Here is a 15,710-nt window from a genome sequence, read left to right as displayed (position 1 = left end):
CATCAGCGACGCTTATTTCTTAACAAGCTTTGACACCACATTTTCAATCATCTGCATACCGGCATTACCGCCGAGCGTCATGATCGATTCAGGATGGAACTGCACCGCAGTCACCGGCTCACTGGCATGTTCAAAGCCCATAATCACGCCATCATCTGTCTCAGCCGTAATGATAAAACCTTCCGGCAATGTGGCTTTATCCGCATAGAGTGAATGATAACGTCCAACGGTCACTTCCTGCCCAAGCCCGTCGAAAACCACACCATTCTTCAGAATTTTGATGCGTGACGGCTTGCCATGCATCGGAATTTCCAGCTGTTTCAGGGAGCCGCCATAGGCTTCAGTCAAGGCTTGCAAGCCCAGACACACACCAAAGACCGGCAAGTCACGGCCGCGTGCTTTTCGGATTGTATTGGTGCAATCGAAATCGCTCGGCGTACCAGGCCCCGGAGACAAAACCACCAGATCAGGCTTGAAGCGGTCAAAAATCTCGTCACTCACCGGCGAGCGCACAGTTGCGACTGTTGCACCAGTCTGACGGAAATAATTGGCCAGCGTATGCACAAATGAATCTTCGTGATCCACCAGCAAAACGGAGATTCCGGTTCCCGCTTTCATAGATTTCGCCTTTTCCTGCAATTCAGGCTGAATATGCGCTTCACGGATAGCAGTCAGCATCGCAGATGCCTTCAGCTCTGTTTCAGCTTCTTCTTCCTGCGGGTTTGAATCATAGAGCAATGTCGCCCCTGCCCGCACCTGCGCTACACCATCCTTAATACGGATGGTGCGCAAGGTCAGACCGGTATTCATATCGCCGTTGAAATGCATCATCCCGACCGCACCACCATACCATGCACGTGGGCTGCGTTCGTTTTCTTCAATGAAGCGCATCGCCCATAGTTTTGGTGCACCGGTTACCGTTACAGCCCATGCATGACTGAGGAAACCGTCAAAAGCATCCATACCATCGCGCAGACGGCCTTCAATATGATCCACCGTGTGGATCAGACGGGAATACATCTCGATCTGACGACGGCCGATCACGCGCACCGATTCCGGCTCACAAACGCGGCTTTTATCGTTGCGATCCACATCGGAACACATGGTTAGCTCGGATTCATCTTTCTTGGAATTGAGCAGTTTCAGAATCTGCTCGGAATCTGAAATCGCATCTTCACCACGTTTGATGGTGCCGGAAATCGGGCATGTTTCGATACGGCGTCCGTTCACACGCACAAACATTTCCGGTGAGGCACCGATCAAATATTCCTGTTCACCCAAATTGATGAAGAACGAATAAGGCGACGGATTAATGCTTTTCAGCTTGCGGGAAATGGCTGACGGCTGATTATCGCATTTTTCATAGAAAATCTGCCCCGGTACAACTTCAAAAAGATCACCGCATTTGAAGCTCTCCTTGGCACGCTCAACAAGAGCTGCATATTCGCCCTGTTGATGATCGCCGCGCGCCGGTGTGCTTTTTGCAGCTTTAAACGCATCGGCAGGTGTTTCACGCGGCAGGTCGTCTGTCTTTTTATTGCCAACGGTGAAATCGTAGGAATCCACCCACGCTTTTGCTGAATAATGGTCAACCACCAGAATTTCATCCGGCAGAAACAGCACCAGATCACGCTGATCCTCAGGGCGTTTCAGCTTGAAGCTAATCGGCTCGAACTGGAAGGCCAGATCATAACCGAAGGCGCCGTAAAGGCCGAGATTGCTGTCTTCCTCGGAATAGAACAGCGTTACAATCGCGCGGAGCACGGTAAATACCGAAGGCATACGCGAGCGCTCTTCTTCCATATATTGCTGTGTCGGTTCAGCAATTATCAGGTTGAGCAGATTGTCCGTTTCACTGGCAATTGTCACATCTTCCAGAGCCGAAACGACAGGACGGATTGCCCCGAGCAGAACCGTGCCACGCGCATTCAACGCTTCGATACGCATCGTGCGGCCTTTGGAGGTAATCACCAGCGGCGGATCAATAATGGCCGTATCCCAGCGCGTATAGCGACCCGGATATTCATAATTGGAAGAGAAGACCGCACCGCGCCGTGTATCCAGCGCATCGATACGTTTGTCGATCGCAGTTTTATAATCAATCAGACTACGGCGGCGCACAACTGAAACACCGCCCTGTGTGAGATAATCGTGCTGATCCTGATCGGCAGTTTTTGCCATAATCGCCCTGCTCCTGTTACTGCGATCCCTATACCTTCAAAAGGCAGGTTTCGCACCTGTTTTTCAAACAGAGCATGTCTGCTCTGATTTGTTCATTATGATCAGGAGCTACAAGATTTCAGGGCTGAGAAATAAAAACGGCCGCCCGGTAAAACCTTGAGCGACCTGAAATGACACTTATACAAATGCCTGCGTGGCCGCTAAAAGCGAGCCCACCACCAAACAAGAGATATTAAGCGCAATGTAATCATGCATTATTTTTATCTGTGGTTTTGTGCACATGCAACCCAAAATTTAATCAACACCATCAGCGTCCGGCGTTCTGCTTCAAACAATAAACACATCTTTAAATTGTATGAATTGAAATCAAAGAAAATCGCATATTCTCTGCTTTAATTTCTAAAAACCATCATAGCGGCGTTCACATCCTGTTTCGAAAACTAAGCGAAACAATCCAAGCGAGCTCTCGGTTCGCGTCAGCCGCACGGAGGAACCTTCACATTTTCACAATCAAATAAATTATTAAATTACAGCATGTTATGATTCTTATTTAAGTGACCATCACCACAAGAAAAACCCGGATCATAAACCGATCCGGGTTAAAGTGTCCGATATGCGAACCGTAGAGCGGGCCATAATCTATGGGGAAGCTTTGCCCGTCCCATCTTTCATAAGCAATTAATTTCAAAAAAATATTATGCTCAGATCTAAAATTACTAGGTAAAATATGCTTTTCAGTACAATTCAAAACTACCTTAGGTTGTATTTATCGTCAACAGGAATCTGTGCATAGAGTAAAAATAAAAATCGCCTGCCAAATTATTTTATGGCAGGCGATTCTTTACTCAATTTTGAAAAATCTTCTGTCTTACGAAGAACAGAGATTTCTCGCTGGTTATTCGCCCATAGCAATCAGGGACGCATTACCACCGGCTGCGGCAGTATTAACCGACACCACCTGCTCAAGCGCAAAGCGCAGCAGATAGTTAGGGCCGCCGGCTTTCGGGCCTGTACCGGAAAGACCAGAACCGCCGAATGGCTGAGTGCCGACAACCGCGCCGATCGTGTTGCGGTTGATGTAGATATTACCAACATCCAGACGATCAACTGCACGGGCAACAACCGTTTCAATACGACTGTGCAGACCAAAAGTCAGTCCGAAACCGGAATTGGCAACCTGATCGAGCACATTATCAAGCTCAGAAGCCTTCCAGCGCACAACATGCAGCACAGGGCCAAACACTTCGCGGGTCAGTTCAGCAGCATCATTGAGCTCAATAATATGCGGAGCGAAGAAATGGCCGGCCTTCAGCTCACCTTCCGGCACAGCTCCAACCTTTGTCACTTTATTCGCAGTTTTCATCTGCGCCACATAGTCTTCCAGCATAACCAGCTGTTCATTATCAATGATCGGGCCGATATCTGTTGTCTCAATCGCCGGATTACCAAGGGTCATTTCCCGCGCGGCGCCTTCAATCATTTTCAGCATGCCGTCAGCAACATCATCCTGAAGGTACAGAACGCGCAGAGCCGAACAACGCTGACCGGCAGAGCGGAATGCCGACATCACCACATCATCAGCAACCTGCTCCGGCAGAGCTGTCGCATCAACGATCATGGCGTTGAGACCACCAGTTTCAGCGATCAATGGCACGATCGGGCCTTTTTTAGCGGCCAGTGTGCGATTGATTGCCCATGCGGTATCGGTTGAACCGGTAAAGCACACACCGTCAATGCGGGCATGCGATGTCAGAGCAGCACCGACAGAACCGTCACCCGGCAGATAAAGCACCACATCCTGCGGCACACCGGCTTCATGCAGCAGCTTGATAGCTTCATGAGCGATCAGTGGAGTCTGTTCGGCAGGCTTGGCAACAACAGCATTACCGGCAGCAAGAGCAGCAGTAACCTGACCAAGGAAGATCGCCAGCGGGAAATTCCACGGACTGATACAAACGAATACACCGCGACCACGATAGCGCAGACGGTTATCCTCACCTGTTGGTCCAGGCATAATTGTTTCATTGGCAAAATGACGGCGGGCTTCCGCAGCATAATAACGACAGAAATCAACTGCTTCACGGATTTCGGCAATGCCGTCATCCAGAGTTTTACCGGCTTCGCGCGACAGAAGGTCGATGAAACGGTCGCGGTTCTTCTCCAGAAGATCACCGGCGCGTTCCAGAGCGACTGCACGATCATCAGCGCTTACACGCGACCAGACAGCAAAACCTTTACGCGCGGTTTCAATTGCCTTTGCGGCATCTTCAGCTGTTGCTTCAACAACCGTACCAACCTGAGATCCGTCAACCGGCGACAAGACAGGCTGACCAGCACCCTTCTTATCAAAGCCCGCAAACAATGGCGCGGCATCTACATTTGCCCGTGCCTTAACGATCCCGTCCATAAAAGTCCCCAATACTGTTCTGTCACCAAATTCAAGTCCGGCAGAGTTGCGACGCTGCCCGTACATATCTACCGGATACGGAATATTTGCATTCCGCAGTCCTTTGCCGTCACTCAGAATTTCAGCCGGACGCTTCAGCAGACTCGCAACCGGTACATTTTCATCGCCAACGACGGAAACGAAAGAGGAGTTCGCCCCGTTTTCCAGCAGGCGGCGCACCAGATAGGCCAGCAAGTCACGATAGCCGCCAACAGGCGCGTAAACGCGGCAGGCAATCTTTTCGCCTGCTTCGGTTACCTGTTTGAACAGGCTTTCGCCCATGCCGTGCAGACGCTGGAACTCGAAGCCGCTCTTATCATTGCCAGCCATTTCCAAAATCATCGCCACAGTCAGGGCATTATGTCCGGCAAATTGCGGGAAAATATGCTTACGCACAGAGAGCATATATTGCGCACAGGCAATATAAGACGCATCGGTTGCCGCTTTACGTGTGAAAACCGGATAGCCCTCTAAGCCGCGCTCCTGCGTGCGCTTCACTTCTGTATCCCAGTAAGCACCTTTAACCAGACGCACCATCATGCGCTGACCGGTTTTTTCGCACAGGGAAACAATATGCTGGATGACCGGCAATGCGCGCTTCTGATAGGCCTGAATAGCCAGACCAAAACCATCCCAACCGGCCAGTGACGGATCACTGAACACGCGGTCAATCAGATCAAGCGACAGTTCCAGACGATCTGCTTCTTCCGCATCAATGGTGAAGTTCAGATCATAGGACTTGGCTTTCTGCGCCAGTGCCAACACGTCCGGCACCAGTTCACGCATCACCTGATCATGGTGCGTTGCCAGATAGCGCGGATGCAGCGCTGAAAGCTTAACCGAAATCCCCATACGATCAGGCAGTTTGCCGTCGCCGGTCGCCTTACCAATGGCATCAATCGCATCAGAATAGGATTTATAATAGCGCTTGGCATCTTCCAGCGTGCGGGCACCTTCGCCCAGCATGTCGAAGGAATGACGATAGCCTTTTTTCTCTGCGGTTTTAGCGCGCTTCAAGGCATCCTTGATGTTCTCACCGAGCACGAAATGCGAGCCGAGGAAGCGCATCGCCTGCTTGGTTGCAGTACGTACAGTTGGCAAGCCCATACGCTTGATCAGCGAAGCCAGCACGCCTTCCGGTGTCTCACCCGGACGGATAACCTTGGCCGACAGGCCGAGCGCCCATGCGGAAGCAGACACAAACCATGTATCGCCCTGAGCCTGATGCTCAGACCAGTTGCCCTGTTTCAGCTTATCTTCAATCAGCTTATCCTGCGTTGCACTGTCCGGCACGCGCAGAAGCGCTTCAGCCAGCACCATCAGCGCCAGTCCTTCACGGGTGGAAAGCCCGTATTCACGAAGGAAATCCTCAACGCCGCCAATACCCTTGGATGCCTTACGGATATTGTTGATGAACTCAGTTGTGCGCGCATCAATACGACGATTGGCAGCATCATCAAATGTCACGCTTGCCAGCAATGAACTCACAAGTTCAGTATCATCAGGCGCATAAGGTGCAGTAAAAGGCGGCAACGGCAAAGGACGCTCCAGAGCCGGTTTTGAACCAGCCTCACTCGAATTTAAGGGGGCAGCAACAAATACAGTCATAAAAAGGCTCCTACAGAGTCTTGCGACGAGTTTTTAACTGTATATTTTATCTCATATAGTTTATCTCACTAATTAAAGCGCTTTATTCGGTGGATATCACTGCAAAAATCGGAATTTTAGCTAAAATGAAGCAAATTGACGCTATGGACAAAAAAATCCTCCGTGCTTTGCAGGAGGACGGCAAGCTGACCAATGCCGAACTGGCAGAGAAAATCAGCCTGTCACAGACGGCAACCGCCGAGCGGGTCAAGCGCTTAACGCGCGATGGTTACGTGCTGGGCTATACGGCAAAACTCTCGCCGAAAATGCTCAACCGCTCCATGCTGGTCTTTGTAGAAATCAAGCTCGACCGCACGACACCGGAGGTTTTTGAAACCTTTGCCGAGGCCACAAAAAACAATCCGGTGGTGATGGAATGCCATATGGTGGCGGGTGGGTTTGATTATCTCGTCAAAGCGCGTGTAGCTGACATGGAGCAATATCGCCGCTTCTTGGCAGACTCTCTGCTTTCACTCCCGGGGGTGCGGGAAACTCATACCTATCCGGTAATGGAAGAAGTGAAAGAAACCTCGGCAATCGGCATATAAAAACATATTCATGCGTGAATCTAATTATCCACGCATGAATACAAAGCATTGTTTTACATAATGAATTACGATCCACGACTTTCCCATGACTCAAACGGGTCATAGAGTGCGGCCCATTCATCGGGCACAAAATTCTGCGCCTCAACCAGACAAGCATCCAAAGCAGCTCTTATTACCCCCTCGTCCATAGCAGCAGTACCAATAAAAACCAACTCCTGTCGCCGGTCACCCCAAAACGGATCAAGATAAGGCTGCATGGACTGCTGCCAGCTTTCATCATCCGGCCAATATTGTTTCGGGATTGATGCCCACCACAGACCGCGCTTGCCGGTGCGCAACAATGCGCCTGCCTGACTAAGCTCGCCCACATAGCGCGGGCGGGTGGCCAGCCAGAAAAAACCTTTCGAGCGGATCAAACCTGCCCAACTTTGCTGGATGAAATCATGGAGTTTAGCCGGATCAAACGGACGACGCTCCCGATAGACAAAAGAACGGATGCCGTATTCCTCAGTTTCCGGCACATGATCTTTAAAACCATAAAGCTCTTTAAACCACAGCGGGTGCTGCTCGGCCTTTTCAAAACTGAACCGTCCGGTATTCATCATCTTTGCCAATGGTACTTTGCCGAAGTCAGCATCAACCACATCACAGTCCGGATTGAGCGCGCGGATGATTTTATAAATATCCTGCTTTTGTGTGAGCGACACTTCGCTGATCTTGTTCAGCACCACAACATCGGCAAATTCGATCTGCTCCACCAGCAAATCCACAATACCGCGCTCATCCCCTTCACCGGCTGTCTCGCCACGGTCGCTCAGAAAATCCTGCGAGGCATAGTCGCGCAGCAGATTAGCACTGTCGACCACCGTTACCATTGTATCCAGTCGCGCCACATCAGACAGGCTGAAGCCCTCTTCATCGCGAAACTCAAAAGTCGAAGCTACAGGCAACGGCTCGGAAATACCGGTCGATTCAATCAGCAGATAATCAAACCGTCCCTGTTTGGCGAGTTGCGTCACTTCCTGCAACAGATCATCGCGCAAAGTGCAGCAGATACAGCCATTGGTCAACTCAACCAACTGCTCTTGCGTGCGGGACAGATTGGCACCGCCATCACGCAATAAGGCCGCATCAATATTCACTTCGCTCATATCATTCACAATCAGAGCAACACGCACCTGCTCACGAGTGTTCAGAATGTGATTAAGCAATGTGGTTTTTCCGGCACCGAGAAAGCCCGACAAAACCGTCACGGGTAAACGCTGATCCATATTATCTCCTTCGCATTCTGCTGCCCGACAACAAAATGCAATTATCTTGACCACAAAAGGAGACAATCGATATGTTATAAAGTTACATAAAACAAGAGGCTTTGCAGATAATAATGCGTATAGAACACATATGAAAATGGCGGCTTGCACGAATGAATCTCTTCACGCACAAACCGCCACAAACATTTGTTTATATTAATGTTTTACACCTGAAAAGGCGCAAAAGCTAAAATTCTTAGCCTTCCAGATCAATATCCAGAATGGCCATAGAGAAGTTGTAGGACAATTCGCCCTCATCTTCATCTTTGTAAATCAGGCCCAAAAACTCATCATCAAGAAAAACTTCACAGGAGTCATCCTTACGCGGACGTGCTTTAACGGCGAGGCCCTGATTATCGAAAGTCCGCTTGAAATAGGCGTCCAGTTTCTTAATTTCTTCGGGTTTCAAACGGATTCTCCTGTTTCATTTTGACGGGGCTGTCTCATGCGCCCCTGTGCCCGATATGTAAAGAGGCAACATGTCGCTTGGAGCATTTCCGGTTGACCTTGAAATATCGGAAATGCGCTGTCTTCTTGTCCTTACGCGCATCTTATCTAATCGAAGCAGGATAAGAAATCAGTCCGGCGAACTGATTTCCCTGCGTAGGCGTTTACACTTTTCGGGATGCGCACCCTATTCTCACGCGCATCTTATCCGAAAACCGCTTCACACTTTTCGGGATGCGCTCCTTACTCAGCCGCGTTAATCAGCTGATCCATAGCACGCGACGGCTCTGCACAATCGCAACCGCCAATCACTTTGGCCGGAACACCGGCAACAGTCACATTATCCGGAACCGCTTTAACAACCACCGAACCGGCAGCAATTTTTGAGCATGAACCAACAGTAATATTACCAAGAATTTTTGCACCGGCACCGATCAGCACACCGCGACCAATTTTCGGATGGCGATCACCGCCTGCCTTACCCGTACCGCCAAGCGTCACTTCATGCAGAATGGAAACATCATCACCGATCTCCGCCGTTTCACCGACAACGAGACCGGTTGCATGATCGAGAAAAATTCCGCTGCCGAATTTTGCAGCCGGATGAACATCCGTCTGAAAAATAGAAGACGAGCGGCTCTGCAGATAATAGGCGAAATCCTTGCGGCCTTCCTTCCACAGCCAATGCGCCAGACGGTGCGTTTGAATAGCATGGAAGCCCTTCATATAGAGCAAAGGATCAAGAAAACGGTTAGCCGCCGGATCGCGGTCATAAACCGCCTGCAAATCAATGCGCAAAGTCTGTGACCATTCCGGCGAAGCCTTGCTCATCGTCACAAAAGTCTGGCGCAACAAATCAGCAGCCACATCCGCATGGCCGAGGCGCTCGGAAATGCGATGCATCACCACATCTTCCAGACTATTCTGATTGAGCACCGTAGAATACAAAAATGCCGCCAGCAACGGCTCTTTAACTGCCGCAGCTTCAGCCTCAGCACGCACAGAATACCAGATCGGATCCATATGATCGACGATCTTGCTCACTGAAACCGGATTAGGTGTGGCCATATCGTTACTCCTGCAGCAGTTTTACAGATAAGAACCGGTCTTGATCAAAACCAGTCTTCAGCTGTTTTTATTGCCGCTCATCTGCCAGAAACTGCAAAAACCCAAAAATACAGTATGCGTCTTTAACTGATCGGAGTTTAAACCGCATTCATCGGAATGCAAAGAGCCATGCCGGTCTTGTTCGTTATTTCATATTGCAAAACGAATAAAAACCGGCACATTTTGTTTCAGGTCGATCAAACGATAGGATGCGCTTTCAAAAACTCCAGCACAGCCTGCTTGTAAACTTTATCGCCGACCGCCAGCATATGATCACGATCAGGAATATCCACCGCAGATGCATTCGGCATCAGATCAGCCAGATCCTGCGCATCACCGGCAATATCATCCTTGGTGCCAACGGCAACCAGCGCCGGCTGGCTGATCATTGCCATAGCCTGTGCGGGAATGAGCTCTTTCGAGGTAATAACGCAGGCAGCAAGGGCATAACGGTCGCTCTTTGTCTGATCAGCAAATTTGCGGAACATCAGACCGCGCGAATTGGTAATACCATCCACATCGTCTGTCAGCAGCGCTTCATAAATCGGATCCCAGTCACCGGCTCCGGTGACCATACCGATGCCTAAGCCGCCAAAAACCAGACTTTGCACCCGCGGCGGGTGCTCCAGCGCCGCGAAAGCACTGATGCGCGCGCCCATTGAATACCCCATAACATGGGCTTTATCTATATTCAGATGATCGAGCAGGGCAACAGCATCAGCCGCCATGAGTGACGGATAGTAAAGTTCACGATCATGCGGCTTGTCAGAGCGGCCATGCCCACGATTATCAATCGCAATCGCGCGATAGCCTGCATCGGTCAGTGTTTTGATCCAACCCGGATTGAGCCAGTTGACCATGCCGGAAGATGCGAACCCATGGATCAATAAAACCGGTTCACCTTGTCCTTCGTCACGATAAGCCAGCTTTAATCCGTCATGTTCAAAATAACGGACTTCATTCACATTCACGACCATAGTTCACTTCCGAGATTTATCTTCCGCCCTGTTTAGCGCAACAGGACTCAAATTCACTGACATTGCCCGCATATTATCCGGTGCCGCACCTTATCGCCAGCCTTGATGCCGAGTTTCGCGGCAATGCCCGCGTTCACTTCTATGACATAAGCCACCGGCTCACCGGAGGAAACAATATCCTCCGAGAACGGTTTGGTATTTCCGGCAACACGCGCAATCGACCCGTCCTTGCGAACAAACAGCATATCCAGCGGCAGCGGCGTATTGGCCATCCACATCATCACCTGTCGCTCTTCACCGAAAACAAAGATCATGGCGCGGTCAGCAGGTAAATCCGTGCGATACATCAATCCGGCACTGCGTTTCTGATCTGTATCAGCAATTTCCAGCGCAAAGCTTTTTTCACCCGATGCAGTGAGCACTTTCAAAGCCTGCGCATCAACCGGAACACGCAAGGGTTCCTGCTGCGCAAAAGCAGACAGGCTGCCGCAAAAAAGCGCCACAACAAATACAAAACAAGCAAACAATTGTTTCATCGGACAATCCGTATTTCAAAGCCGTTTCGGAAAGCAGCAATCTTTATAGCAATAGCACATATGAAAAAACCGGTCAGCGACCGGTTTCTCAATGAGGATTTGTGAAAGGGGAGCCAATATCCGGATGAATTTCTGCAGCCATCAGGCCTTTATCACCATCGCCAAAACGTACCAGAACCACTTGTCCCGGACGCAGCTCCATCATACCGAAACGACGAAGCGTTTCCATATGCACGAAAATATCTTCCGTTCCCTCACCACGACTGAGGAAGCCAAAACCCTTGGTGCGGTTGAACCATTTGACGATAGCGCGTTCCAAACCGCTTGACGGTGTAACAACCACATGGGTGCGTGCAGGCGGCAAAGTTGAAGGATGTGCAACATCAGAAAGATCAAGCGACAAAATGCGAAAGCACTGCCAGCCGCGCTCGCCACGGCGAATTTCGCAAACAAGTCGCGCGCCCTCTTGAGCGGTCTGAAAACCGTCACGACGCAATGTTGTTACATGAACGAGAATATCGCCGTAGCCTTCCTGATCAGGCACAACAAAACCGTAGCCTTTTGCTACGTCGAACCATTTAATAACACCGGAAATCTCAACGATATCCGTAGCCGTTTCAGCGGAGTTCGCACCGTCCACAGACTCATGGGACAAAGACTTGTCAGTCATGGCACGCTCCTCCTTTCATCTGCCGGGCAAATCAGGTTGATTCTTCGTTCCAAGATAACACTTCCTTAACCGTATCCGGCAAGAGCAAACTTTCATAATTACCGCTTCGATCACAGACTTTATGCGTGTGCATACGAAAATAACAATGAACTGTCACAGTTCATAGACATTTATAGTGAATCAACTAGTTCAAATGACAGGACGCTACAGGAGATGAACATGCGCTTTTTGCATACGATGGTTCGCATACGCGATATTGATAAATCGCTGGATTTTTACGTGAATAAATTCGGGCTGGTGGAAACCCGTCGCACTGAAAGCGAGCAAGGTCGTTTTACATTGATTTTCCTCAGCGCCTCGAAAGATCAGGCGAATGCGGAAAGCACGCGCGCACCGGAGCTGGAACTAACCTATAACTGGGATACGGAAACCTATACCGGCGGACGCAATTTCGGCCATCTCGCCTATGAAGTCGACAATATTTATGAATTCTGCCAGAACCTGAAAGACAAAGGCATCACCATCAACCGCCCGCCACGCGACGGCCGCATGGCTTTTGTTAAATCGCCGGACGGTATTTCCATTGAAATCCTGCAAAAAGGCGAAAGACTGGCACCGCAAGAGCCTTGGGTATCGATGGAGAATACCGGCAGTTGGTAAGCAGTGTTATAAAGTAGTTGGCAAGCCAACTGTTTTACTGGCGCGACAGATCAACTTTCGCCGCATCCACAATGCGGATCTGTGTTGAAACAGAACCGTTCCAGTGATTGAGCGATAAATGGCCGGCGACATGAACCATGTGTCCGGCCTGATCGAACAGGAAACGCCCAAGATCACTATCGGCCGCACGGAAAGCGATACCGTCAACGCGTTTACCGTCCAAACCTTTCAGAGCAACTTTCACATGATCGCGCCCGACAACACGCACATCTGCGATTGTGTGGTTCGGCAGCGCCAATAGCGGCTGCACATGGCCTGCACCATAAGGCCCTGCTTTTTCCAGCGCATTATACAGCGTAACGGTGGCGCCGGTGGCTGAAACAGCGCCATCAATTGCCAGAATTTGCTCAGCACGCAGTTCATCCACCTGCTCGGCAGCCTGCTCCTCGAAGAAAGCCCGCAAAGCACCCAGCTTAGATTTCTCCACCGTGATGCCCGCCGCCATGGCATGACCGCCGCCTTTGACCAGCAATCCCTGTTCAACGGCTTTGCGCACCAGCTTGCCAAGATCAAAACCACTGATCGAGCGCCCTGATCCTGTGCCCACGCCATTACCGTTAAAGGCAATAGCGAAGGTCGGACGTTTCGCCTTATCCTTCAGACGGGAAGCCAGCAGGCCTACAATGCCCGGATGCCAGTCTTCATTCGCGGTTACCAATACCGCAGGCCCCGATTTGCCGGAAAGTTCGGCTGAAGCCTCCGCTTCTGCCTGCTGCAACATCACCGCTTCCATCGCCTGACGTTCGGCATTCAGCCTGTCCAGCTCCTCGGCAATGGTATTGGCTTCAACCGGATCGTCCAGTGTGAGCAAGCGACTACCCAGAGCAGCATTACCGATACGCCCACCCGCATTGATGCGGGGGCCAATGAGAAAGCCGAAATGGAAACTATTGAGCGGCTCACCGATACGCGAAACCCGCGCAAGTGCCGCCAAACCTGCATTGCTCTGATTGCGGGCAGCAAGCAGACCTTTGACCACAAAAGCGCGGTTCACACCAATCAGCGGCACCACGTCACAAACCGTAGCCAAGCCTACAAGATCGAGATAACCCAGCAGATCCGGCGTGCCTTGAGCTGCTTTGATACCACGCTCGCGCAATTCCCGCGCCAGTTGCACCAAGGTCATAAAGACAACGCCCGCAGCACAAAGATGCCCCTGCCCTGAAATATCGTCCTCACGGTTCGGGTTCACAATAGCGGCAGCATCTTCCGGCAAGGCACCACCGACCTGATGGTGATCCAGAACCACAACATCAGCACCCGCTTCTTTCGCAGCGGTAATCGACACAGCACTATTGGTGCCGCAATCGACAGTCACAATCAGCGATGCGCCTTTACCGACCAGCTCGCGCATCGCATCGGGATTAGGGCCATAACCTTCAAAAATACGGTCAGGAATATAAATGACATTCCTGATGTCATACGCATTGAGGAAGCGGGACAGCAGCGCCGATGAACAAGCACCATCCACGTCATAATCGCCGAAAATCGCAACATTCTCACGGCGCTGAATAGCATCAGCAATACGGACTGCCGCCTGTTTCATATCGGTCAATGTCAGCGGATCAGGCATCAGGGAGCGGATGCTCGGATTGAGAAATTCTTCAGCGGCTTCCAACCCGACGCCGCGCCCTGCCATAACGCGGGAAACCAGATCGGGGATACCATAATTCTGGGCGATGGCGAGTGCGGTATTGGCTTCACGCAGACCTAAACGATCAACCCATTTCATGCCCGTTGCAGAAGAACGTATTCCGAGAAACAAACGCTCACTCATATCCACGCGGGCAACTCCTGTTGGCATTGGGTTTTTACAAACGCAAAAGGCGACATTTTTCAATGTCGCCTTATAGCAGAATTTAATTGTGGTGCCACTCTCGTAGCTGTCCCTGTAGCGCCAAGGCTAAAAATCATCAGGTTGCGGCGAAAATGGTGATTTCGAGAACCGGAGCGGAGCGTACTTATAGTACGTGAGCACCGGAAGCACAGAAATCGCCATTTGCAGACCAACCCTGATGTTTTTTATTACAGAAACTTGGAGAGGTCCTGATGACGCGCCTTAATCTCACGCACAGTCTGTGACTGAGCACGCATGACGATGGTGTGGGTCTGGATATAGTCGCGGGCAAATTTAACGCCGGAGAGCATGTTACCATCGGTGACACCGGTGGCAGCAAACAGCACGTCGCCTTTCGCCATTTCTTCCATCAGATAGACCTTGTTCGGGTCTGTGATGCCCATTTTCAGAGCGCGGGCGATCTGTTCGTCCGAGTTGAACTGCAGACGACCCTGCATCTGGCCACCGATGCAACGCAGAGCTGCTGCTGCCAGAACGCCTTCAGGCGCGCCGCCGATACCGATATAAATATCAATGCCGGTTTCATCAGGGTTTGTGGTGTGCATAACACCGGCAACGTCACCGTCACCGATCAGACGGATTGCTGCACCGGTTGCGCGTACTTCTTCGATCAGGCGTGCGTGACGCGGACGGTCCATGATGCAGGCGGTGATTTCGTTGACCTTAACGCCTTTGGCTTTTGCCAGTGCGTTCAGGTTTTCAGTGGCGGAAGCATCAATATCCACAACGCCGCGCGGGTAGCCCGGACCAACAGCGATTTTCTGCATGTAAACGTCTGGCGCGTAAAGCAGGTTGCCTTTTTCAGCAATCGCTACAACAGCCAATGAGTTTGGCAGGTTCTTAGCGCAGATTGTGGTGCCTTCCAACGGGTCAAGCGCGATGTCCACTTCAGGGCCGTTGCGGGTGCCGACTTCTTCACCGATATAGAGCATCGGCGCTTCGTCGCGTTCACCTTCACCGATAACAACAGTACCGGAGATCGGCAGACGGTTCAGCTCTTTACGCATCGCGTCAACAGCAACCTGATCCGCAGCTTTTTCGTCACCACGGCCACGCAGACGGGCAGCAGCCACAGCGGCGCGCTCAGTCACGCGAACCAGCTCAAGTGTCAGAATACGGTCGAGACCCTGTGGAGTCTGCTCTGCAGAATTGGCCATTTAAACAGTCCTAAATTCGTTATCGAAAGATATGCCTGCAATCAGACAGACGATTTTCCTGCATTCTATAGCAGGATCATCCTTAACTGTTAATAATGACAGCGGA

General features: G+C 50.9%; 12 protein-coding genes. 2 read left to right on the top strand and 10 right to left on the bottom strand.

All coding sequences use genetic code 11. The features are described from left to right. Positions 1-12: 12 nt before the first annotated feature. Positions 13-2,184, bottom strand: coding sequence for an anthranilate synthase (locus P8H26_RS00495; RefSeq protein ID WP_289631213.1), 2,172 nt, complete (start codon positions 2,182-2,184; stop codon positions 13-15). Between the two features lie 892 nt (positions 2,185-3,076). Further along, positions 3,077-6,235 carry a bifunctional proline dehydrogenase/L-glutamate gamma-semialdehyde dehydrogenase PutA gene (gene putA, locus P8H26_RS00490; protein ID WP_289630912.1) on the bottom strand — a complete coding sequence of 1,053 codons (3,159 nt, stop codon included), beginning with the start codon at positions 6,233-6,235 and terminating at the stop codon, positions 3,077-3,079. 125 nt (positions 6,236-6,360) lie between these two features. Here putA and P8H26_RS00485 point away from each other — a divergent pair, with 125 nt between their 5' ends. Beyond that, positions 6,361-6,822 (top strand): Lrp/AsnC ligand binding domain-containing protein, encoded by a 462-nt coding sequence (locus P8H26_RS00485; RefSeq protein ID WP_075656316.1) that lies wholly within the window; start codon positions 6,361-6,363, stop codon positions 6,820-6,822. A 65-nt stretch (positions 6,823-6,887) separates the two neighbouring features. Here the strand turns inward: P8H26_RS00485 and zigA are convergent, their stop codons facing one another. The 6 genes from zigA to P8H26_RS00455 all read right to left on the bottom strand — a co-directional run bounded on the left by zigA (position 6,888) and on the right by P8H26_RS00455 (position 11,869). After that, complete coding sequence (gene zigA / locus P8H26_RS00480; RefSeq protein ID WP_289630911.1) at positions 6,888-8,093, bottom strand: zinc metallochaperone GTPase ZigA; 1,206 nt, start codon at positions 8,091-8,093, stop codon at positions 6,888-6,890. Positions 8,094-8,328: 235 nt separating this feature from the next. Next, positions 8,329-8,541: a DUF3126 family protein gene (locus P8H26_RS00475; protein ID WP_113944874.1), complete on the bottom strand. Its 213-nt coding sequence runs from the start codon at positions 8,539-8,541 to the stop codon at positions 8,329-8,331. A 281-nt stretch (positions 8,542-8,822) separates the two neighbouring features. Then, positions 8,823-9,647 (bottom strand): serine O-acetyltransferase, encoded by an 825-nt coding sequence (cysE, locus tag P8H26_RS00470; protein ID WP_289630910.1) that lies wholly within the window; start codon positions 9,645-9,647, stop codon positions 8,823-8,825. A gap of 236 nt (positions 9,648-9,883) precedes the next feature. Next, positions 9,884-10,663, bottom strand: coding sequence for an alpha/beta fold hydrolase (locus P8H26_RS00465; RefSeq protein ID WP_374708192.1), 780 nt, complete (start codon positions 10,661-10,663; stop codon positions 9,884-9,886). A 53-nt stretch (positions 10,664-10,716) separates the two neighbouring features. Continuing rightward, positions 10,717-11,199 carry a DUF192 domain-containing protein gene (locus P8H26_RS00460; protein WP_289630909.1) on the bottom strand — a complete coding sequence of 161 codons (483 nt, stop codon included), beginning with the start codon at positions 11,197-11,199 and terminating at the stop codon, positions 10,717-10,719. An 88-nt stretch (positions 11,200-11,287) separates the two neighbouring features. Beyond that, positions 11,288-11,869 (bottom strand): cold-shock protein, encoded by a 582-nt coding sequence (locus P8H26_RS00455; protein WP_289630908.1) that lies wholly within the window; start codon positions 11,867-11,869, stop codon positions 11,288-11,290. A gap of 219 nt (positions 11,870-12,088) precedes the next feature. On the opposite strand from P8H26_RS00455, the gene gloA reads away from it, so the two are divergent. Continuing rightward, positions 12,089-12,529 (top strand): lactoylglutathione lyase, encoded by a 441-nt coding sequence (gene gloA, locus P8H26_RS00450; protein WP_289630907.1) that lies wholly within the window; start codon positions 12,089-12,091, stop codon positions 12,527-12,529. A 34-nt stretch (positions 12,530-12,563) separates the two neighbouring features. Here gloA and recJ read toward each other — a convergent pair whose 3' ends face one another. After that, entirely contained in the window at positions 12,564-14,366 is a 1,803-nt protein-coding gene (gene recJ, locus P8H26_RS00445; protein WP_289630906.1) for a single-stranded-DNA-specific exonuclease RecJ, read from the bottom strand. 248 nt (positions 14,367-14,614) lie between these two features. Continuing rightward, a complete protein-coding gene (gene glpX / locus P8H26_RS00440; RefSeq protein WP_289630905.1) occupies positions 14,615-15,604 on the bottom strand; it encodes a class II fructose-bisphosphatase in 990 nt (329 codons plus the stop codon). Positions 15,605-15,710 lie beyond the last annotated feature (106 nt).

Source organism: Pseudochrobactrum sp. sp1633, assembly GCF_030376605.1.
Taxonomy (GTDB): Bacteria; Pseudomonadota; Alphaproteobacteria; order Rhizobiales; family Rhizobiaceae; genus Pseudochrobactrum.
This window is presented reverse-complemented; position numbering and strand designations above follow the sequence as displayed.